The following is an 18,951-nucleotide window of genomic DNA, read 5'->3' on the forward strand; positions in this document are numbered from 1 at the left end:
CTTGCGCTCAGCCGTGCACCGCGCGCGAATCACCGGGCGCCTGCGCCCGGTCGTTCATGCCGTAGTCGCGCACCACCGTCGCCACGCGCAGCCGGTAGTCGGCAAACACATGGTCGCGCCCGGCCGCCTGGGTGCTGCGGTGCGCCTCCTGCTGGCGCCAGCAGGCCACGGCCTCCTCGTCGCGCCAGAAGGACAGCGACAGCAGCTTGCCCGGCGTGGCCAGGCTCTCGAAGCGCTCGATGGAAATGAAACCGTCGATCTGCGCGAGCAGCGGCTTGAGCGCGGCCGCCGCATCCAGGTAGGCGCCACGCTGGCCGGGCGCGGGCGTCACCTCGAAGATCACGGCCATCATGGCGTGGCCTCTTGCGCATGGGCCGGCAGACCCAGCGTGCCCTCCACGCCCTGGGTGAAGCTGCGCTCCTCGCGCAGGATGAAGCGCTTTTCCTGCGCGAAGGCGAAGTTCGCGCGCCCCTCGGCATCGCTGCGCAGCCGCGCACGGTAGGCCTCGTAGGCAGCCAGCGAGTCGAAGCCGATCAGGCCCCAGGCCTCGTAGTTGCTGCCCTCGTGCGGCAAAAAGTAGCCCAGCAGATGGCCGCCGCAGCGGGGGATGATCTGGCCCCAGCGCCGCGCATACTCGGCAAAGCTGTCGCGCTGGAAGGGGTCGATCTCGTAGCGGATGAAACAGGTGATCATGATAGAGAACCTGGTCAAGGTCACTTTTGAGGCCGCGCAAGTCCCTTTTCGGGATGGGATGCAAGGCGCGGTGCGCAGCCGATAGCCCGTGCTATCGGCAAGCGCCGCAACGCCGCAGACCGCCCGAAAAGTGACTTGCCCTTCGGGTTGGAGTGAAATCGGGCGATTGGACGCCCCGGCTGCTTGCATGGGCATGAGCCCATGCGGCGCATCCGAAGCATCCACTCATCCCGATTGCACTCCAACGCGGCTGCAAAAGTGACCTTGACCAGGTTCTTAGCCTTTCGTTGGAACAGGCTTCACGATAGGCGCTTGACCGCCCCGGATGCTTCGCCCACCATCGAAGCATCATGAAGACCCAGACCGCCCCGCTGCCCTCGCCCTCCGCATGAAGACCCTGCTGCTGTTCATTGCCACCGCGCTGGCCGAGATCGTGGGCTGCTACCTGCCCTACCTGTGGCTCAAGCAGGGCAAGCCCGTGTGGCTGCTGCTGCCCGCCGCCGCGAGCCTGGCGCTCTTCGCCTGGCTGCTGACCCTGCACGACACGGCCGCCGCCGGCCGCGTGTATGCCGCCTATGGCGGCGTCTACATCGGCGTGGCGCTGGCCTGGCTCTGGGCGGTCGACCAGATCCGGCCCACCATTTGGGACATCACCGGTGTGGCCGTCGCGCTGGCCGGCATGGCTATCATCATGTTCCAGCCAGCGCGCTGATCCCCTATTCCGCGGTCTTCGGCTTGGCCGCTTTGGCCGCGGCCTTGGGCCGCACATGCGCAGTGCGCGGGCTGCGCAGGGTCTCGGCGTCCAGGATCAGCCGGCCCTGCAGGCGGCCCTTCATGCGCTTGACGCTGCTGGCCGCGTCCTGCATGTGGTCCACCATGAGGCTGCGCACCTTTTCCACATCGCGCGCGCGCGCAGCCTGCACGATCTCGCGGTGGAATTCGGCGTTGACCTCGCCGAAGCGCTTGTGCTCGGCCTTGGACGTGCGGTTGCCGTAGACGATGAGCTGGCGCAGCATCTCGTTGATCAGCTCGCAGTTGAAGCGCAGGAAGGGGTTGGGGCAGGCTGCCGCCAGGATGTCGTGGAAGTTCACGTCCTCGCGGCGCTGGCTCAGCATGTCCTCGCTGCTCGAGGCCGGGTCGCAGCAGGAGATCGAGTGTTCCAGCGCCTCGAAGTCGGCCTCCGTCAGGTGGGGCACGGCGCAGGCGGCCAGCTCGGGCTCCAGGAACTGGCGCACCGTGTAGATGTTGTCGATGGTCACTTCCTGGAAGAACAGGTAGTTCTGCATGAACTGCAGGGTGCGGTCCAGGGGCACCTCGGCGATGGTGCCCCCGCCCGAGGGACCGGTGGAGATGGTCACCAGGCCTTGCACCTCCAGCGACTTGAGCGCCTCGCGGATGGTGCCCTTGCTCACCTCGAACTGCGACTGCAGCTCGCTCTCGCGCGGCAGGCGGTCGCCCGGGCTCAGGTTCTTCTCGGTGATCAGGCGCTTGATCTCCTGCGCGATCAGGTCAGAGCGCTTGAGGGCCTTGAGCGGCTTCTTGGTGGAGGGGGTGGTCGTACTTGCCATGGTCGCGATTGTCGTTGCTCGGCACTGCCCCGGCGCAGCGCAGTGCCATCGATGGTGCAGGGCATGCACCGCAAGAGGGCAATGTAGGGCATGCAGGGTTTTCACGCACGCTGTTTATTGTATTTATCACTATAAATAGCAGAAATGAGCGCGAACGACGCTCTGCAGCGGTGGCACGCCGTGTGCTTTGCAGATGCCACAACCGCCTTTCCGTCCCAGGGCCGACCGGCCCCAACCCCTGTACAGGAGCTCGCCCCATGCACCGTCGTCACCTCTTGCAACTCTCGGCCCTGGGCGCTCTGCCCGCATCGCTGGGCCTGGCCCAAAGCGCCTTGGCGCAGGCCAGCGGAGCCATCCAGTTCGGCTGCCCGGTGCCCATGTCGGGCGCGTTCGCGGCCAATGGCAAGTTCGCCGACCTGGGCATGAAGCTGGCCATCGAGCAGTACGGTACCGCGCTCAAGCGCCCGCTGGCCTACACGGTGCTGGACACCGAGGGCAAGCCCGCCACGGCCGTGCGCAAGCTGCAGGAGTCTTCGCAGCAGCAGGGCGCGCGCTTCTTCGCGGGCGGCATCCTGTCGTCCGAAGCCTTGGCCATGGGCAAGGAGGCCGAGAAGGCCGGCGGCATCTTCATCACCACCGCGGGCGCCGACGAAATCACCGGCAAGGACTGCAATGCCGCCACCTTCCGCTGGTCGGTGCCGACCTTCGGCGCCATCGAGCAGACGGTGCGCCCCCTGGCCGAGGCCCTGCCCAAGGCCAAGCGCTGGTACACCATCACGCCGCAGTACGTGTTCGGCGACGGCCTGCTCTCGGCGGCCAAGAACATCTTCAAGGAAAAGAACCTGGAGCATGTGGGCAACAGCTACCACTCGCTGACCGAAAAGGAGTTCAGCGGCTACCTGACCAATGCCATGGCCGCCAAGCCCGACGTGCTGCTGCTGCTCAACTTCGGCTCGCAGTCGTCCGACGCGCTGCGCCAGGCCGTGAGCTTCGGCATGCACAAGAACATGACCATCCTGGTGGCCTGGGCCTCGGGGCTGGAGCAGTTCGAGTCGCTGGGCGCCGACCTGTGCGAGGGCGTGTACTTCGGTGCGCAGTACTGGCACACGGTCAACGCGCCGCTCAACCTGGACCTGGTCAAGCGCAGCAACGACAAGTTCAAATCCAACCCCAACTACAGCCTGGCGGGCTCGTACATCTGCACCAAGCTGATGATCGACGGCATCATCAAGGCCGGCACGGTGGAGCCCAAGGCGGTCATCGCCGCCATGGAAGGCATGAAGTACCAGGGCCTCACGGGCGATGAGGAGATCCGCAAGGGCGACCACCAGGTACTCAAGAACTACTACCTGCTCAAGGGCAAGGCCAAGGCGAAGATGGCCAACAAGGACGACTACGTGGACGTGGTGAGCTCGGGCAAATCGTTCCTGCCGCTGGACCAGACGGGCTGCAAGATCGCCTGAGCACCGCGCGGCCCGGCGGGCCGCGCCCCGGTCCCATCGCCTTCCACGGCCCGACCACGGGCCGTGTGTCCCCTCCTTCGTCCCTTGCCCATGAACATCTACCTGCTACAGGCCATCAACGGGATCGGCATCGGCATGCTGTACTTCCTGCTGGCGGTCGGCCTGTCCATCGTGTTCGGCCTGCTGCGCTTCGTGAACTTCGCGCACGGTGCTTTCTACCTGCTGGGTGCCTACTTCTGCTACCAGATGACGCGCTGGGGCCTGAGCTTCTGGCTCGCGCTGGCGGTGGTGCCGCTGGTGGTGGGCGCCCTGGGCTGGCTCACCGAGAAGCTGGTGCTGCGCCACGTGTACGCCAGCCCGCACGAGTTCCACATCCTCGTCACCGTGGGCCTGGCCCTGGCGGTGCAGGAGCTGGTGATCCTGCAGTGGGGCCCCCTGGGTGACAGCGTGCCCGTGCCCGACCTGCTGCAGGGCGTGGTGATGTGGGGCGGCATCGTCTACCCCAAGTACCGGCTGTTCGTGATCGGCTTCACCGCCGTGCTGGCCCTCATCCTCTGGTACGTGCTCGAAGGCACGCGCCTGGGCAGCGCGGTGCGCGCGGGCAGCGAATCGACCGAGATGGTCTCGCTGCTCGGCCTCAACGTGTTCCGCATCTTCAGCCTGGTGTTCGCGCTGGGTGCGGCCACCGCGGCCATCGCCGGCGTGCTGGCCGCGCCCATGCGCGGGGCCGAGCCCTTCATGGGCATCGAGGCGCTGGGCGTGGCCTTCATCGTGGTGGTGGTGGGCGGCATGGGCAGCTTCTTCGGCGCGCTGATCGGCGGCCTCTTGATCGGCGTGGTGCAGAGCGTGATGAGCACCGTGTGGCCCGAGGGTGCGCGCCTCATGATCTACATCGCCATGGCCGCTGTGCTGCTGCTGCGCCCGCATGGCCTGCTGGGCCGCAAAGGATGAACCCGCCATGACGACGACACTTCTGCACAAACACTTCCACCTGCTGCTGGCCCTGGCCGTGGTGCTGGTGATGCCGCTGACCATGCAGTCGGGCTCGCTCGCCAGCGAGGTGCTGATCTACGGCCTGGCCGCCATGGGCTGCAACCTGCTGCTGGGCCACACCGGGCTGCTGTCCTTCGGGCAGGGCATCTTCTTCGGGCTGGGCAGTTACACCATTGCGCTCACGCTCACGCGCTGGCCCCTGCCCATACCGCTGGCCCTGGTGCTCGCCGTGGCCATGGGCGCGCTGGGCGCGGCCATCGTGGGCTGGGTCGCCATCCGCCAGCGCGGCACCTACTTCGTGATGCTGACGCTGGCCTTCGCGCAGATGTTCTACTTCCTCGCCTATTCCATGCCCGGCCTCACGGGCGGGGACAACGGCCTCCTGGACATTCCACGCCCCTCGCTGGCCGTGGGCGGCTTCACGCTGTGGCCGCTGACCTCGCCCTGGCAGTACTACGGCTTCGTGGCCACGTTGTTCCTGGTGTCCTTCTGGCTGCTGCAGAAGGTCTCGGCCTCCATCTTCGGGCGCACGTTGCTGGCCGTGCGCGACAACGAGGAGCGCGCGGCGGCCATCGGCTACAACCTCCAGCTGCTCAAGCTGCAGGCCTTTGTGATCTCGGGCGCGGTCACGGGCCTGGCGGGCGCGCTGCACGCCATGATGACGGGCATCGCCCCGCTGGCGAGCGCCGAATACCACACCAGCGAGATGATCCTCATCATGACGGTGATCGGCGGCACCGGCAACCTGCTGGCCTCGCTGCTGGGATCGGCTTTCTACCTGCTGGTGGGCGACTGGCTGTCCACCCTGTGGCCGCGCTGGCTGCTGATCCTGGGCGTGGTGCTGATGGTGGTGAGCTTGGGGCTACAGCGCGGCCTGTGGGGCCTGGGCGAATCGGCCTGGAATCGGCTGCGCGGCAAGCATGGCAACGGCAAGGCCGACGCCGCAACGCAGGGAGGCCACGCATGAACAGCGTCACAAGCTCTCCCATCCTGCTCGAAGCCGTGGGCGTGGAAAAGCGCTACGACAAGTTCGCCGCCCTCGCGGGCGTGGACCTCAAGGTGCGCGCCCACACCGTGCATTCGGTCATCGGCCCCAACGGCGCGGGCAAGACCACGCTCTTCCACATGCTCACGGGCACCAAGAACGTGAGTGGCGGGCGCATCGTCTTCGATGGCCACGACGTCACGCACGAGCCCGACCACCGCCGCGTGCAGCGCGGCATGGCACGCTCCTTCCAGGTGACCAGCCTGTTCCTCACCCTGCCGGTGCGCGAGAACCTGCGCCTGGCCGCCCAGGGCACAGCGCCGCGCCACGCGCTCAACTGCTGGCATGCGCCGTTGGGCACGCGTTCGCAGGCCGATGTGGTGGCCAGCGTGCTCGCGCGCCTGGGCCTGGAGCGCCATGCCGACACACCCGTGGGCAACCTCTCGCACGGCCAGCAGCGCCGGCTGGAGGTGGGCATGGCCCTGGCGGCCCGGCCCAAGGCCATCTTCCTGGACGAGCCCACCTCGGGCATGGGCATCGACGACCTCGATGACATGAAGCGCCTGATCCAGGGCCTCAAGGACGAGCACACCGTGGTACTGATCGAGCACAACATGAACATCGTGATGGACATCTCCGACACCGTGACGGTGATGCAGCAGGGCCGTGTGCTGGCCGAAGGCCACCCGCACGCGATCCGCAGCGACGACCGGGTGCGCAGCGCCTACCTGGGCAACATGATCACCGGGGGCAAGGCCGCAGCATGAGCAGCACCACCACTTCCAGCCCCATCCTCGCCGTCGAAGGGCTGCACGCCCACTACGGCAAGAGCCATGTGCTGCAGGGCGTGGACCTGCACGTGAACGACGGCGAACTCGTGACCCTGCTCGGGCGCAATGGCGCGGGCAAGACCACCACGCTCAAGAGCATCTGCGGCGTGGTGCCGCCTACGCGGGGCCGCGTGCGCTTTGCGGGCCAGGAGCTGCAGGGCCAGGCCACGCACGCCATCGCCCAGCGCGGGGTGTGCCTGGTGCCCGAGCACCGCGGCATCTTCAAGCTGCTCACCGTGGAAGAGAACCTGCTGCTGGGCCAGCGCAAGCGCTCGCCCTGGCAGTTGCCCGACATCTACCGCATCTTCCCGCGCCTGCAGGAGCGGCGGCGCAACGGCGGCGGCCAGCTTTCGGGCGGTGAGCAGCAGATGCTGGCCATCGGCCGCGCGCTGATGAACGCGCCGCGCCTGTTGATGCTGGACGAGCCCGTGGAGGGTCTGGCGCCGGTGATCGTGGAAGAGATCGTGGCCCAGCTCCAAACCATCAAGGCCGCGGGCGTGGCCATTGTGCTGGTGGAGCAGAACCTGGAGGTCTGCACCCAGCTGGCCGACCGGCACTACGTGATCGAACAGGGCGCCATCGTGCACGAGGCGGACAACGCCGCCTTCCTCGCCGACGACGCCATCAAGGACCGTTACCTGGGCGTGGGCCTGGGTTAGATTTTCAGAAATCCGACTATGGACATGACGACGACCCCCTCCCCTGCCCTGCAGCCGCGCGTGGATGGCGCGCGCCTGTGGCAATCGCTGATGGACCTGGCACAGATCGGCGCCACCCCCAAGGGCGGCGTGTGCCGCCTGGCGCTCACCGCGCTCGACGGCGAAGGCCGCGACCTCTTCGTGCGCTGGGCACGCGAGGCCGGCTGCAGCGTGCGCGTGGACGCCATCGGCAACATCTTCGCGCGCCGCGCCGGGCGCAACGACGCCCTGCCGCCGGTGATGACCGGCAGCCACATCGACACCCAGCCCACGGGCGGCAAGTTCGACGGCAACTACGGCGTGCTCGCAGGCCTGGAGGTGGTGCGCACGCTCAACGACCGGGGCATCGTGACCGAGGCACCCATCGAGGTCGCGGTCTGGACCAACGAGGAAGGCTCGCGCTTCGTGCCCGTGATGATGGGCTCGGGCGTGTTCGCCGGCGCCTTCACGCTCGACCATGCGCTGGCCCAGCGCGATACCCAGGGCACCAGCGTGGCCGAGGCGCTGGCCGCCATCGGCTATGCCGGTGAACAGGGGCCCACGCCGGCCGTCGGCGCGTATTTCGAGGCCCACATCGAGCAAGGCCCGATGCTGGAGGCCAACGGCTGCGTGATCGGCGTGGTGCAGGGTGCCTTGGGCCAGCGCTGGTACGACGTGAGCGTGCAGGGCATGGAAGCCCATGCCGGCCCCACGCCCATGGAGCTGCGCCGCGATGCCCTGCTGGCCGCCAGCGCGCTGGTGGCCGAGGTCAACCGCATCGCGCTGGCCCACGCGCCGCACGCGCGCGGCACCGTGGGCGTGCTGGAGGTGTTCCCGAGCTCGCGCAATGTGATCCCTGGCAGCGTGCGCATGACGGTGGACCTGCGCGCCGCCGACGATGCCGTGCTGCTGCAGATGGATGCTGAATTGCGCGCCGCCTGCGAGCGCCTCGGCCATGCGGGCCGCACCCCCATCACGGTGGAGCAGGTGGTGTACTTCCCACCGCAGCCCTTTGCGCCGCAACTGGTGGAAGGCGTGCGCGCCGATGCCCAGGCGCTGGGCTACAGCGCCATGGACGTGGTGAGCGGCGCCGGCCACGACGCCGTGTACCTGGCGCGCCTGGCGCCCACGGCCATGGTCTTCGTACCCTGTGCCGACGGCATCAGCCACAACGAGATCGAAGACGCCCAGCCCGAGCACCTGGAGGCTGGCTGCAACGTGCTGCTGCAGGCCATGCTGCGCAGCGCCAAGGTGGTGGCCGCATGAAGTTCCTGATCGCCCGCCTCAACCACGAGACCAACACCTTCTCGCCCGTGCCCACGCCGCTTTCGGCGTTTGCGCCCACCTACGGCGAGGACGCCCTGCGCGAGAACCAGGGCATGCGCACAGCCATGGCCGCCTTCATCGACCTGGCCCAGGGCCTGGGCGCCACGCTGGTGACGCCGGTGTCGGCCATGTCCAACCCCAGCGGCCCGGTGCATGCAGCTGCCTACGACGAGCTGACCCGCCGCATCGTGGAAGCGGCGCCGGGCTGCGATGCCATCCTGCTCGACCTGCACGGCGCCATGGTGGCCGAGAACAGCCCCGACGGCGAAGGTGACCTGCTGGAGCGCGTGCGCGCCGCCGCGCCCGGCGTGCCCATCGGCGTGGCGCTGGACCTGCACGGCAACATCACGCCCAAGATGGTCGCCAACGCCGATGTCATGGTGGGCTTCAAGACCTACCCGCACATCGACATGTACGAGACCGGCGAGCATGCCGGCCGCCTGCTGCTGGCCATGCTGCAGGGGCGGCAGCACTACCGCGTGCACTGGCACCCGCTGCCCATGATGGGCCACACCCTGCGCAGCACCACGCTGCAGGGCGCCATGCTGCGCGCGGTGGACGCGGCCCGTGCGGCCGAGGCCGATGGCGTGCCTGCTGTCACCGTGTTCGCGGGCTTTTCGCTGGCCGACATCGAGGCGCCCTGCATGAGCGTGGTGGTCACCGGCCATGCCGAGGACCCCGGGGCCGCCCAGGCCGTGGCCGACCGCATTGCGGCCACCATCTGGGAAGAACGTGCCGAGTTCGTCTACGACAGCGAGCCCCTGGCGCAGTCGCTGCAGCGCGCCCAGGCCCTGGCGCAAGGCGCAGAGCGCCCGGTGCTGCTGCTGGACCACAGCGACAACTGCATGTCGGGTGGCACCTGCGATTCCATGGATGTGCTGCAGGCCGCGCTGGCCGAGGGCCTGGCCGACATCGCCGTGGGCCCGCTGTGCGACCCCGAGGCCGTGGCCGAGCTCGTGGCCGCCGGCGTGGGCGCGCAGTGCAGCGTGCGCCTGGGCAACAAGGTGCCCCTCACGCAGCTCAATGTGGCCAAGGAGCCCGTGGCCTTGCAAGGCACGGTGCGCGCCATCAGCGACGGCGAGTACACCGTGACCGGGCCCATCTACACCGGCGCGCGCTGCGCCATGGGCCGTACCGTGCTGTTCGACACCGGCAGCGCCCTCATCGTGGTGACCGAGAAGACCCACGAACCCTGGGACCTGGGCGTGTTCTCCTGCGTGGGCGTGGACCCCACGGCGCACCGCTTCGTGCTGCTCAAGTCGCGCATGTACTGCCGCCCGGTGTTCGTGCCGCTGTCGCACGCGCTGGTCGAATGCGACAGCCCCACGGGCGTGACCAGCTCCAACTACGCGCTGTTCCCGTTCAGGAACGTGCGCCGGCCGGTGTTCCCGCTCGACGCAGTTTGACCACCGGGCGACAAATGGCAGCGCGTGGATGAACTGGCGCGGACGAGGCCAGCGCCCCGCGCAAGGGCCGCCCCGCCGCGCTGGGGGCGTCCCCCTGAGGGGGATGGCGCGAAGCGACTCAGGGGGTTAGTTGATTTTTATTAGGCGCCAGTCGATGCGGTTGTCGGGGCGCTGAACGAGTTCGACGTTCTTCTTCATCGCCCAGGCCAGCATCTGGTTGTGCAGGGGGATGTTGGCCACCGTGTCGTTTTGCAGCTGCAGGCCTTCGGTCAGCAGGCGGTTGCGCACGGGCTGGTCGATCTCGGTCTTCACGCGGTCCACCACGTAGTCCATGCGCTCGTTGCTGTAGCGGCCCAGGTTGTAGTTGCCGTCACCGCCCGTGGTCTTGGTGCGCGTGAGCGATTGCAGGGTGTACAGCGCGTCGAAGGTCGGCACGCCCCAGCTGAGCAGCGCGATGCTGGCCTCGTGCCGCTGGGCCATGGGGTAGTAGGTGACGGACGGCAGGGTGCGCAGCTTGGCCTTGACGCCCACGCGCGCCCACATCGAGGTGATGGCCTGGCACAGGTTCTCGTCCTGGATGATGGAGTTGTTGCTGCACGCGAAGTCGACCTCGAAACCGTCCTTGTAGCCGGCATCGGCCAGCAGCGCCCGGGCGGCATTGGCGTCGTAGGGCAGGCGCTTGTCTACCGCCTCGGTCCAGCCATTGACCAGGGGCGAGACCATGGCGCCTGTGGGCTTGGACATGCCGCGCATGGTCACGCGCTGCAGCGCGGCCACGTCGATGGCCTGGTACAGCGCCTTGCGCACGCGCAGGTCCTTGAGCGGGTTCTTGCCCTTGACGCTGCTGCCCACGAGTTCATCGCGGAACTGGTCCAGGGCCAGGTAGACGGTGCGGTTCTCGACCATCTCCATCACCTTGAGGTTGGGGTTGGCCTTGAGCCGCTCCAGATCCTGCAGGTTGGCTTCGCGCACCATGTCCACCTCGCCCGAGAGCAGGGCCGCAATGCGCGTGGCCTCGGACTTGATGGGCGTAAAAACGATTTCGGTGACGTTGCCCTCGGCCTTGCCCGCGTTCCACCACTGCGGGTTGGCCGTGAACACCAGCTTCTGGTCGGGCACCCACTCCTTGAGCACGAAGGGCCCCGTGCCCATGGCATTGCGGTGCGAGAAGGTCTCGTCCTTGGACTTGATGTCCTTGGGCTCGACGGAGTTGTTCTTCTCGGACCAGGCCTTGCTCATCACGCGCAGCTCGGTCAGCTGGTTGAGCAGCACCGGGTTGGGGCTTTTCAGGAAGATGTCGATGGTCTCGCCATCGACCTTGGCGATGCGGTCCATGCCCTGGGTGTAGATGGCATAGGTGGAAGTCTTGCTCATCGCGCGCTGCAGCGAAAACACCACATCGTCGGCCGTCATGGTGGAGCCATCGCTGAACTTCACGCCCTGGCGCAGCTTCACGCGCAGCTGCGTGGGGCTGACCTGCTGCCACGAGGTGGCCAGGAGCGGCTCGACCTTGAGCGTGCGGCTGTTGAACATCACCAGCGACTCGTACACCGCCGCATGGATGCCGTTGCCCAGCGCGCTGTTCTGCGAGTGGACGTCCATGGTCTGGATGTCGGTGGAGCCGGCCCATTTGAACGGTTTTGCCGAAACGGTGGGGGCGGCGGCTGCCAGGGCCAGGGTGGCGGCCGCGAGCAGGGAGTGCTTGAAGTGCATGGGAGGGTTTCCTTTGCAAGACAGGATGAATGTAAAGAACCGGCAATATGCAGCAGGACGGGCGCGCGCAAAAGCCCCCGTCCGGGCAGTGTGGTTCCGCCGCGCAACTGCGCGTCATGGCGGATTGCGCAAATGCCGCAACTGCGGTATCTACCAGTACCTACCTGGCAAGGGGGTAGCGCGCCGCGCTGCGCTCGACTCCCACCTGCAACAGGTTGATCACGCCCATCACGTCGTCCACCAGCTCCACGGCCTTTTCCAGCGCCCGCGCCTGCTCGGCCGACTGCACGCAGCCCATCAGCGTGACCAGGCGCCGCTCGCCCAGCACCCAGACACTGGTGTCGTCAAAACGCCCCTCCTCGCGGATGTAGCGCTGCACGCGCGGGATGATCTCGGCGTCGTACAGGTAGGAATTGGGCAGCCGGCAGCGCCCCACGCGGTGGCAACTGCCGCCATGCTGCGAGCGCACATGGGCCAACTCGCGCACCTCGGCCTCGGTATAGAGCGGGCCCTCGGGCACGGGGCAGCCGGGCATGGCGGAGGTGACCTGCACGAAGGGGTCGTTGAAGGCGTTGGTGCGGGGCGCGGGCGACTGGGCACCTTGGCCTTGCGCGAACGCACTCGGCAGACCGAGCGCCGCCAGCACCAGGGCGCACGCGAGGCGCTTGCGGAATGTGAAAATGCCTTCCATCGGATGCCCTCCTTGCGGCACAGCCCCTGCTCCACCAACGAATGAACGCGTTCCCATGACCGGATTCCTTTGCGCGACCTGCGGCCAGACCCACGACAGCATACCCATGTGCCTGGGCGCGCCCGTACCGGAGCTGTGGCACTCCATCCCCGAAGGGGAGCGCGCTGACCGGGTGCATCTTTCATCCGACCAATGCGTGATCGATGGACGCCATTTCTTCATTCTCGGCCGCATCCTGTTGCCTGTCATTGGCGGGGAGGATTCCTTTGTCTGGCTCGCCTGGGTGTCCTTGAGCGAAGCGAATTTTGTGCGCAGCGGCGAACTGTGGGAGAGCGAAGGGCGTGAGGCCGAGCCCCCTTACTTCGGCTGGCTGCAGAGTGCCCTGCCGGGATACACGCCCGGCACGCTGAGCCTGAAAACGAACGTGCAGACCATGCCCCTGGGGCAGCGCCCCCTCATCACGCTGGAGCCGACGGACCATCCGCTGGCGGTGGAGCAGCGAGAGGGCATCACCATGGCCCGGGTGCAGCAGATTGCGGAGGCGGCTTTGCATGGCTGACCGACCGGCATCCTTGCGCACGGCACACTCCCGCATAGCCCGCTTTATCCAGCAAAACAACGCAGAGAGGGACCCACCACCATGCCTGCCAATGCAGCGATCTATATCCAGCAGGGCTCGGGCGACCTGGCCACCGTCTTTGACGGCGTGAAATCCGACAAGGGCCTGCTGCGCCGCACGGCCACGCGGTACGACGTGCCCTTGGGTGGGGAGACGGTGCGCTTCAATGTGATGGATGCCAAGGCGGTTGCGGCCCATGTCCAGGGCTTTCTGGGCTACATCGCCTCGCTGGACCAGGACGAGGCGCGCAAGCGCGATACCGCCCACGCCATCGGCCACACCACGGTGGTGCTCGGGCTTATGACGGAGCGCGAGTTCGAGGACAACCCGGCGATCTGGCCCGCGCTGTTCCGCATTGCGGACGCGTTCGACGGCTTTGTCTTCGCCTTTGGCAGCGTGCTGCTGCCCAATGGCGCCGTGCTGGTCGGGCCTCTGCTGGACCAGGAAGAAGAAAACGACGCACCGGGCGGTTGACCCTGCTGTAGGACACGGCTGCGATTTGCCTGGCAAGCGGCCGGCCGACCACTGCGAGCGCTTAGGATGGCCTGCCCATGCCCAGCGACCTCATCGTCCACCGCCCCGAAGGCCTGTACTGCCCGCCCGGCGATTTCTACATCGACCCCTGGCGGCCGGTGGAGCGGGCCGTGGTCACGCATGCGCATTCGGACCATGCGCGCATGGGCTCAGCCCACTACCTTGCACACCGGGACAGCGAGGGCACGCTGCGCAACCGGCTGGGCGCGGACATCGATTTGCAGACGCTGGCCTATGGCGAGACCATCGACCACCACGGCGTGCGCGTGTCGCTGCACCCGGCCGGGCATGTGCTGGGCTCGGCCCAAGTGCGGGTGGAGCACGGCGGCCAGGTGTGGGTGGCCTCGGGCGACTACAAGCTGGAGGACGATGGCACCTGCCCGCCCTTCGAGCCCGTGCGCTGCCACACTTTCATCACCGAATCGACCTTTGGCCTACCCATCTACCGCTGGCCGGCGCAGCCGGCGCTGTTCGCCGACATCAATGCCTGGTGGGCCGCGAATGCGGCGGCGGGCAAGGCCAGCGTGCTGTATGCGTATGCCTTCGGCAAGGCGCAGCGGCTGCTGCATGGGGTGGATGCGGGCATCGGTCCCATTGTGGTGCATGGCGCGGTGGAGCCGCTCAACGCCGTGTACCGCGCAGCGGGCGTGGCGCTGCCGCCCACCGTGCGCGTGACGGACCCGGGCGTGACCAAGGCCGAGCTGCGCCGTGCGCTGGTGCTGGCACCGCCCTCGGCCGCAGGCACGCCCTGGCTCAAGCGCTTTGGCGAACATTCCGATGCCTTTGCCAGCGGCTGGATGCTGGTGCGCGGCGCGCGCCGGCGCCGCGGCGTGGACCGGGGCTTTGTGATGAGCGACCACGCGGACTGGCCCAGTCTGCAGAAAGCCATTGCCGGGACGGGGGCCGAGCGCATCATCGTGACCCACGGCAGCACCGAGGTGATGGTGCGCTGGCTGTGCGAGCAGGGGCTGGATGCGCAGGTGTTTGCGACCGAGTATGGCAGCGACGACAACGAGGACGGCAGCGGTGCTGACCCCGAAGCCACGGCAGCGCCATGAAAGCCTTTGCCGCGCTGTTCCAGGCGCTCGATGCCACCACCGCGCAGTCGGCCAAGCTGGCAGCGCTGGTAGCCTACCTGCGCGTGGCGGCGCCGGCCGATGCGGCCTGGGCGGTCTACTTCCTCGCGGGCGGCAAGCCGCGCCAGATGGTGCCCACCAAGCGGCTGAAGGCCCTGACGCAGGAGGCCGCGGGCCTGCCCGAATGGCTGTTCGAGGAAAGCTACCAGGCCGTGGGCGACCTGGCCGAAACGCTGGCCCTGCTGCTGCCACCACCAGCGCAGCCGGTGGACCTGCCCCTGGCCGAATGGATGGCCCAGCTGCTGCCTCTGCGCGCCCTGCCACCTGATGAAGCGGATGCGCGCCTGCGCGCGCAGTGGGACCTGCTGGCGCCGGAGCAGCGCTTTGTGTACTTCAAGCTCATCACCGGCAACTTCCGTGTGGGGGTGTCGCGCCTGCAGGTCACCCAGGCGCTGGCCGCGGTGAGCGCGCTGGACCCCAAGCGCATCGCCCACCGGCTGATGGGCTACACGCAGATCGGCCGCCAGCCCGCGGCAGACGACTACGCCGCCCTGGTGGCACCGGTGGACGACCAGGCCGCCGATGGCGGCGCGCCCGGCACGGGCGACAGCGGCATGGCCGGCCAGCCCTACCCCTTCTTCCTGGCCCACCCGTTCAGCCAGCCCGTGGCCGAGATGCCCGCGCTGCTGGGCGCGCCCAGCGACTGGCTGGTGGAATGGAAGTGGGACGGCATCCGCGCGCAGATCGTGCGCCGCGCGGGCGAGGTCTGGGTCTGGTCGCGCGGCGAGGAGCTGGTGACCGACCGCTTTCCCGAGCTGGCCGAGGCCGCCCTCGCGGCCCTGCCCGATGGCACGGTGGTCGATGGCGAAATCCTGGTGTGGCTGCCCGACGAGCCCCAGCCCCGCCCTTTTGCCGACCTGCAAAAGCGCCTGGGCCGCAAGACCCTGACCCCCAAGCTGCTGCGCGAGCTGCCCGTGGTGCTGGTCACCTACGACCTGCTGGAGCACGCCGGCCAGGACTTGCGCCAGGAACCGCAGCAGGCGCGCCGCGCCCTGCTGGAGACCGTGCTGCAGCAGCCCGGTCCGCCCGCCCTGCGCCTGAGCGCCCTGCTGCACGGCACCGGCTGGCCCGACCTCGCGCGCCAGCGCGAGGCCGCGCGCGGCATGGGCACCGAGGGCTTCATGCTCAAGCACCGCCAGGCGCGCTATGGCGTGGGCCGCACCAAGGACGCGGGCGTGTGGTGGAAGTGGAAGATCGACCCCATGAGCGTGGACGCCGTGCTCATCTACGCCCAGCGCGGCCACGGCCGGCGCGCCAGCCTGTACACCGACTACACCTTTGCCGTGTGGACCGGGCCACAGGAAGACCCGGACCGGCAGCTCGTGCCCTTTGCCAAAGCCTATTCGGGCCTGACGGATGCGGAGATCGCGCAGGTGGACGCCATCGTCCGAAAGACCACGCGCGAGAGCTTCGGCCCCGTGCGCAGCGTGGATGCGACCCTGGTCTTCGAGCTGGGATTCGAAGGCATCGCGCGCAGCCTGCGCCACAAGAGCGGCATCGCGGTGCGCTTTCCGCGCATGCTGCGCTGGCGCCAGGACAAGGCCGTGGCCGAGGCCGATACCCTGCAGACGCTGATGGCGCTGCTGCCTGGGCAGGACGCAGCCGCATGAGCACTGCGGACCGGCGTTCTCGCAGGAAGCCGCCCAAGGCCGACGGAGCCGCTGCGGCCTGGATGGCCACGCGCGGCTGGCAAGCCTTCGCCTTCCAGCACGAGGTGTGGCAGGCCCTGGGTGAGGGCCGCTCCGGCCTGCTGCACGCCACCACGGGCGCGGGCAAGACCTATGCCGTGTGGCTGGGCGCGCTGCAGCACCTGGCCCCGCCCGGCCCTGCCATGGTGCCGGCGGAGGCCACGCTGCAGGCCCGCCGGGCCGCTGCGCCACCGCTCACGGTGCTGTGGATCACGCCCATGCGCGCGCTGGCGGCCGACACACTGCGTGCGCTGCAAACACCCCTGCCCGATATGGCGCCGACCTGGACCAGCGGCTTGCGCACGGGAGACACCGCCAGCGGCGAGCGCGCCGCGCAGGACCGCCGCCTGCCCACGCTGCTGGTGACCACGCCCGAGAGCGTCTCGCTGCTGCTGGCGCGCGCCGATGCGCAAGAACGCCTGCGCCAGGTGCGCCTGGTGGTGGTGGACGAATGGCATGAGCTGGTGGGCAACAAGCGCGGCGTGCAGGCGCAGCTGGCGCTGGCGCGCCTGTCGCGCTGGAACCCGGCGCTGCAGGTCTGGGGCATGTCGGCCACGCTGGGCAACCTGCAGGAGGCGCTGCACACCCTGCTGCCCCGTCCGGTCGACCATGCGCCCGCGGCGCCACCGGCCCTGCTGGTGCAGGGCCGCATCGACAAGGCGCTGCAGGTGGAGGTGATGCTGCCGCCCAGGCTGGACCGTTTCGCCTGGGCCGGCCACATGGGCCTGGCGCTGCTGCCGCAGGTGGTGCAGTCCATCGAGGCCTGTGCATCGACCCTGGTCTTCACCAACACGCGCTCGCAGGCCGAGCGCTGGTACCAGGCGCTGCTGGAGGCCCGACCCGACTGGGCCGGTACTATCGCGCTGCACCACGGCTCGCTGGGCCAGGAGGTGCGCGCCTGGGTGGAGGCCGGTCTCAAGGCCGGCCAGCTCAAGGCCGTGGTCTGCACATCGAGCCTGGACCTGGGCGTGGACTTTCTGCCCGTGGAGCAGGTGCTGCAGGTCGGTTCGGCCAAGGGCGTGGGGCGGCTGGTGCAGCGCGCGGGCCGATCCGGCCATGCGCCGGGCCGCACCTCCAGCATCACGCTGGTGCCCACACACAGCCTGGAGCTGGTGGAGGCCGCGGCCGCGCGCCATGCCCTGGCGCTGGGCCGCATCGAGGACCGGCACACGCCCCATGCCCCTCTGGACGTGCTGGTGCAGCACCTGGTCACCATCGCGCTGGGCGGCGGCTTCGTGCCCGGGGAATTGCTGGCCGAGGTGCGCCGCGCCCCGGCCTATGCCGCGCTGGCCGACCACGACTGGCAATGGGCCCTGCAGTTTGTGCGCCAGGGTGGCGCCTCGCTGGCCAGCTACCCCGATTTCCACCGCGTGGTGCCCGATGAGGCCGGCGTGTGGCGCGTGCCCGATGCGCGGCTGGCGCGCCGCCACCGCAGCAACATCGGCACCATCGTGAGCGATGCCAGCATGCAGGTGCAGTTCGTGAGCGGCGGGCGCCTGGGCTCGGTGGAAGAAAGCTTTATCGCGCGGCTGCGCAAGGGCGATGTGTTCCTGTTCGCGGGCCGCCTGCTGGAGCTGGTGCGCACCCAGCAGATGACGGCCTATGTGCGCGTGGCGCCCCGCGGCAGCGCCGCGCTGCCGCGCTGGAACGGCGGGCGCATGCCGCTGTCGAACACGCTGGCCGACGCCATGCTGGAAATGCTGGAGCAGGCCGAGCGCGGCGTGTATGCCTCGCCCGAGATGCAGTGCGCCCGCCCCCTGCTGGCCGTGCAGGGCGCCTGGTCCGCCCTGCCCACGCCCGGCCGCCTGGTGGCCGAGACGCTGCACACCCGCGAAGGCTGGCACCTGTACCTGTACCCACTGGCAGGCCGCCTGGTGCACATGGGGCTGGCCGGCCTGCTGGCCTGGCGCGCCTCGCAGCAGGTGCCCAACACCTTCTCCATCGCGGTCAACGACTACGGGCTGGAGCTGCTCTCGGCCAAGCCCATCGATTGGGCGACGCTGCTGCCGCGCATCCTGGGCGAGGGCACGGCCACCACCATCGGCAAAGGGCTCGAAGAGGAAGTTCTCGCCAGCCTCAACGCCACCGAGATGGCGCGCCGGCGCTTTCGCGAGATTGCGCGCATCGCCGGCCTGATCTTCCAGAGCCATCCGGGCGAGCAGCGCAGCAGCCGGCAGCTGCAGGCCTCGTCCTCGCTGTACTACGACGTGTTCGCCCAGTACGACCCCGGCAACCTGCTGCTGGCCCAGGCCCGCGCCGAGCTGCTGGCCAACGAGCTGGACATGGAACGCCTGGCGCGCACGCTGCAGGGCATGCAGGCACAGGCCCTGTCCCTCCATGCGCTGGAGCGCCCCACGCCGTTTGCCCTGCCCTTGATGGTGGAACGCTTTCGCGAGCGCCTGAGCACCGAGACCCTGGCCGACCGGCTGGCGCGCATGGTGCAGGCGCTGGAGAAGGCGGCCGATACGAGCACCGGTACCCACCATGCCGACAATCCGGTGATGCCGGCCGACATGGCCTGGGACGTACCCGAGGGGACCAAAACCTCCGCTCCCCGGCGCCCACGGGGCGATGGCGAAGGTGCATCGCGCCGGCCCCGCCGGCGCCACGGATTCTGATTTCCTTCTCA

At 68.7% G+C, this 18,951-nt stretch carries 18 protein-coding genes; 13 read left to right on the forward strand and 5 right to left on the reverse strand.

What is annotated here, in order from left to right; genetic code table 11:
- Positions 1 to 7: 7 nt before the first annotated feature.
- Together HNP48_RS01735 and HNP48_RS01740 are read right to left on the reverse strand one after the other, a co-directional pair.
- Entirely contained in the window at positions 8 to 352 is a 345-nt protein-coding gene (locus tag HNP48_RS01735; RefSeq protein ID WP_184855120.1) for an antibiotic biosynthesis monooxygenase, read from the reverse strand.
- Positions 349 to 693 carry an NIPSNAP family protein gene (locus tag HNP48_RS01740; protein WP_184855121.1) on the reverse strand — a complete coding sequence of 115 codons (345 nt, stop codon included), beginning with the start codon at positions 691 to 693 and terminating at the stop codon, positions 349 to 351. The genes HNP48_RS01735 and HNP48_RS01740 overlap by 4 nt, the downstream gene beginning before the upstream one ends.
- A 388-nt stretch (positions 694 to 1,081) precedes the next feature.
- Here HNP48_RS01740 and HNP48_RS01745 point away from each other — a divergent pair, with 388 nt between their 5' ends.
- Entirely contained in the window at positions 1,082 to 1,405 is a 324-nt protein-coding gene (locus HNP48_RS01745; protein WP_184855122.1) for a YnfA family protein, read from the forward strand.
- A 4-nt stretch (positions 1,406 to 1,409) separates the two neighbouring features.
- On the opposite strand, the gene HNP48_RS01750 is transcribed toward HNP48_RS01745, so the two are convergent.
- Positions 1,410 to 2,261: a FadR/GntR family transcriptional regulator gene (locus HNP48_RS01750; protein WP_184855123.1), complete on the reverse strand. Its 852-nt coding sequence runs from the start codon at positions 2,259 to 2,261 to the stop codon at positions 1,410 to 1,412.
- Positions 2,262 to 2,518: 257 nt separating this feature from the next.
- Here HNP48_RS01750 and HNP48_RS01755 point away from each other — a divergent pair, with 257 nt between their 5' ends.
- The 7 genes from HNP48_RS01755 to HNP48_RS01785 all read left to right on the forward strand — a co-directional run bounded on the left by HNP48_RS01755 (position 2,519) and on the right by HNP48_RS01785 (position 9,941).
- Positions 2,519 to 3,724, forward strand: a complete 1,206-nt coding sequence (locus tag HNP48_RS01755; protein ID WP_184855124.1) for an ABC transporter substrate-binding protein — start codon at positions 2,519 to 2,521, stop codon at positions 3,722 to 3,724.
- Positions 3,725 to 3,814: 90 nt separating this feature from the next.
- Entirely contained in the window at positions 3,815 to 4,675 is an 861-nt protein-coding gene (locus HNP48_RS01760; protein ID WP_184855125.1) for a branched-chain amino acid ABC transporter permease, read from the forward strand.
- A gap of 7 nt (positions 4,676 to 4,682) precedes the next feature.
- Entirely contained in the window at positions 4,683 to 5,684 is a 1,002-nt protein-coding gene (locus HNP48_RS01765; RefSeq protein ID WP_184855126.1) for a branched-chain amino acid ABC transporter permease, read from the forward strand.
- A complete protein-coding gene (locus HNP48_RS01770) occupies positions 5,681 to 6,469 on the forward strand; it encodes an ABC transporter ATP-binding protein (protein WP_184855127.1) in 789 nt (262 codons plus the stop codon). Before HNP48_RS01765 ends, HNP48_RS01770 begins: the two co-directional genes overlap by 4 nt.
- Entirely contained in the window at positions 6,466 to 7,191 is a 726-nt protein-coding gene (locus tag HNP48_RS01775) for an ABC transporter ATP-binding protein (protein WP_184855128.1), read from the forward strand. The genes HNP48_RS01770 and HNP48_RS01775 overlap by 4 nt, the downstream gene beginning before the upstream one ends.
- A gap of 18 nt (positions 7,192 to 7,209) precedes the next feature.
- Positions 7,210 to 8,475, forward strand: coding sequence for a Zn-dependent hydrolase (locus HNP48_RS01780; protein ID WP_184855129.1), 1,266 nt, complete (start codon positions 7,210 to 7,212; stop codon positions 8,473 to 8,475).
- The gene (locus HNP48_RS01785; protein ID WP_184855130.1) at positions 8,472 to 9,941 is read left to right on the forward strand and encodes a M81 family metallopeptidase; all 1,470 of its coding nucleotides are present in this window, start codon (positions 8,472 to 8,474) and stop codon (positions 9,939 to 9,941) included. Before HNP48_RS01780 ends, HNP48_RS01785 begins: the two co-directional genes overlap by 4 nt.
- 126 nt (positions 9,942 to 10,067) lie before the next feature.
- Here HNP48_RS01785 and HNP48_RS01790 read toward each other — a convergent pair whose 3' ends face one another.
- Together HNP48_RS01790 and HNP48_RS01795 are read right to left on the reverse strand one after the other, a co-directional pair.
- Complete coding sequence (locus HNP48_RS01790) at positions 10,068 to 11,654, reverse strand: ABC transporter substrate-binding protein (protein ID WP_184855131.1); 1,587 nt, start codon at positions 11,652 to 11,654, stop codon at positions 10,068 to 10,070.
- 160 nt (positions 11,655 to 11,814) lie between these two features.
- Positions 11,815 to 12,345, reverse strand: coding sequence for a BON domain-containing protein (locus HNP48_RS01795; RefSeq protein WP_184855132.1), 531 nt, complete (start codon positions 12,343 to 12,345; stop codon positions 11,815 to 11,817).
- 55 nt (positions 12,346 to 12,400) lie between these two features.
- Here HNP48_RS01795 and HNP48_RS01800 point away from each other — a divergent pair, with 55 nt between their 5' ends.
- From HNP48_RS01800 to HNP48_RS01820, 5 genes are all read left to right on the forward strand, one after another.
- A complete protein-coding gene (locus HNP48_RS01800) occupies positions 12,401 to 12,904 on the forward strand; it encodes a DUF2199 domain-containing protein (RefSeq protein WP_184855133.1) in 504 nt (167 codons plus the stop codon).
- A gap of 81 nt (positions 12,905 to 12,985) precedes the next feature.
- Positions 12,986 to 13,438, forward strand: a complete 453-nt coding sequence (locus tag HNP48_RS01805) for a hypothetical protein (RefSeq protein WP_184855134.1) — start codon at positions 12,986 to 12,988, stop codon at positions 13,436 to 13,438.
- Between the two features lie 77 nt (positions 13,439 to 13,515).
- On the forward strand, positions 13,516 to 14,556 hold the full coding sequence (locus HNP48_RS01810) for a ligase-associated DNA damage response exonuclease (protein ID WP_184855135.1): 1,041 nt from the start codon (positions 13,516 to 13,518) through the stop codon (positions 14,554 to 14,556).
- On the forward strand, positions 14,553 to 16,244 hold the full coding sequence (locus tag HNP48_RS01815) for an ATP-dependent DNA ligase (RefSeq protein ID WP_184855136.1): 1,692 nt from the start codon (positions 14,553 to 14,555) through the stop codon (positions 16,242 to 16,244). Before HNP48_RS01810 ends, HNP48_RS01815 begins: the two co-directional genes overlap by 4 nt.
- Positions 16,241 to 18,940, forward strand: coding sequence for a ligase-associated DNA damage response DEXH box helicase (locus tag HNP48_RS01820; protein WP_184855137.1), 2,700 nt, complete (start codon positions 16,241 to 16,243; stop codon positions 18,938 to 18,940). The genes HNP48_RS01815 and HNP48_RS01820 overlap by 4 nt, the downstream gene beginning before the upstream one ends.
- Positions 18,941 to 18,951: the final 11 nt, after the last annotated feature.

This window comes from Acidovorax soli, from assembly GCF_014207955.1.
GTDB lineage: Bacteria > Pseudomonadota > Gammaproteobacteria > Burkholderiales > Burkholderiaceae_C > Acidovorax > Acidovorax soli_A.

Bases quoted from the DNA above. Each gene is read 5' to 3' on its own strand.
- HNP48_RS01735 (WP_184855120.1), bottom strand. From the start codon at position 352: ATGATGGCCGTGATCTTCGAGGTGACGCCCGCGCCCGGCCAGCGTGGC.
- HNP48_RS01740 (WP_184855121.1), bottom strand. From the start codon at position 693: ATGATCACCTGTTTCATCCGCTACGAGATCGACCCCTTCCAGCGCGAC.
- HNP48_RS01745 (WP_184855122.1), top strand. From the start codon at position 1,082: ATGAAGACCCTGCTGCTGTTCATTGCCACCGCGCTGGCCGAGATCGTG.
- HNP48_RS01750 (WP_184855123.1), bottom strand. From the start codon at position 2,261: ATGGCAAGTACGACCACCCCCTCCACCAAGAAGCCGCTCAAGGCCCTC.
- HNP48_RS01755 (WP_184855124.1), top strand. From the start codon at position 2,519: ATGCACCGTCGTCACCTCTTGCAACTCTCGGCCCTGGGCGCTCTGCCC.
- HNP48_RS01760 (WP_184855125.1), top strand. From the start codon at position 3,815: ATGAACATCTACCTGCTACAGGCCATCAACGGGATCGGCATCGGCATG.
- HNP48_RS01765 (WP_184855126.1), top strand. From the start codon at position 4,683: ATGACGACGACACTTCTGCACAAACACTTCCACCTGCTGCTGGCCCTG.
- HNP48_RS01770 (WP_184855127.1), top strand. From the start codon at position 5,681: ATGAACAGCGTCACAAGCTCTCCCATCCTGCTCGAAGCCGTGGGCGTG.
- HNP48_RS01775 (WP_184855128.1), top strand. From the start codon at position 6,466: ATGAGCAGCACCACCACTTCCAGCCCCATCCTCGCCGTCGAAGGGCTG.
- HNP48_RS01780 (WP_184855129.1), top strand. From the start codon at position 7,210: ATGGACATGACGACGACCCCCTCCCCTGCCCTGCAGCCGCGCGTGGAT.
- HNP48_RS01785 (WP_184855130.1), top strand. From the start codon at position 8,472: ATGAAGTTCCTGATCGCCCGCCTCAACCACGAGACCAACACCTTCTCG.
- HNP48_RS01790 (WP_184855131.1), bottom strand. From the start codon at position 11,654: ATGCACTTCAAGCACTCCCTGCTCGCGGCCGCCACCCTGGCCCTGGCA.
- HNP48_RS01795 (WP_184855132.1), bottom strand. From the start codon at position 12,345: ATGGAAGGCATTTTCACATTCCGCAAGCGCCTCGCGTGCGCCCTGGTG.
- HNP48_RS01800 (WP_184855133.1), top strand. From the start codon at position 12,401: ATGACCGGATTCCTTTGCGCGACCTGCGGCCAGACCCACGACAGCATA.
- HNP48_RS01805 (WP_184855134.1), top strand. From the start codon at position 12,986: ATGCCTGCCAATGCAGCGATCTATATCCAGCAGGGCTCGGGCGACCTG.
- HNP48_RS01810 (WP_184855135.1), top strand. From the start codon at position 13,516: ATGCCCAGCGACCTCATCGTCCACCGCCCCGAAGGCCTGTACTGCCCG.
- HNP48_RS01815 (WP_184855136.1), top strand. From the start codon at position 14,553: ATGAAAGCCTTTGCCGCGCTGTTCCAGGCGCTCGATGCCACCACCGCG.
- HNP48_RS01820 (WP_184855137.1), top strand. From the start codon at position 16,241: ATGAGCACTGCGGACCGGCGTTCTCGCAGGAAGCCGCCCAAGGCCGAC.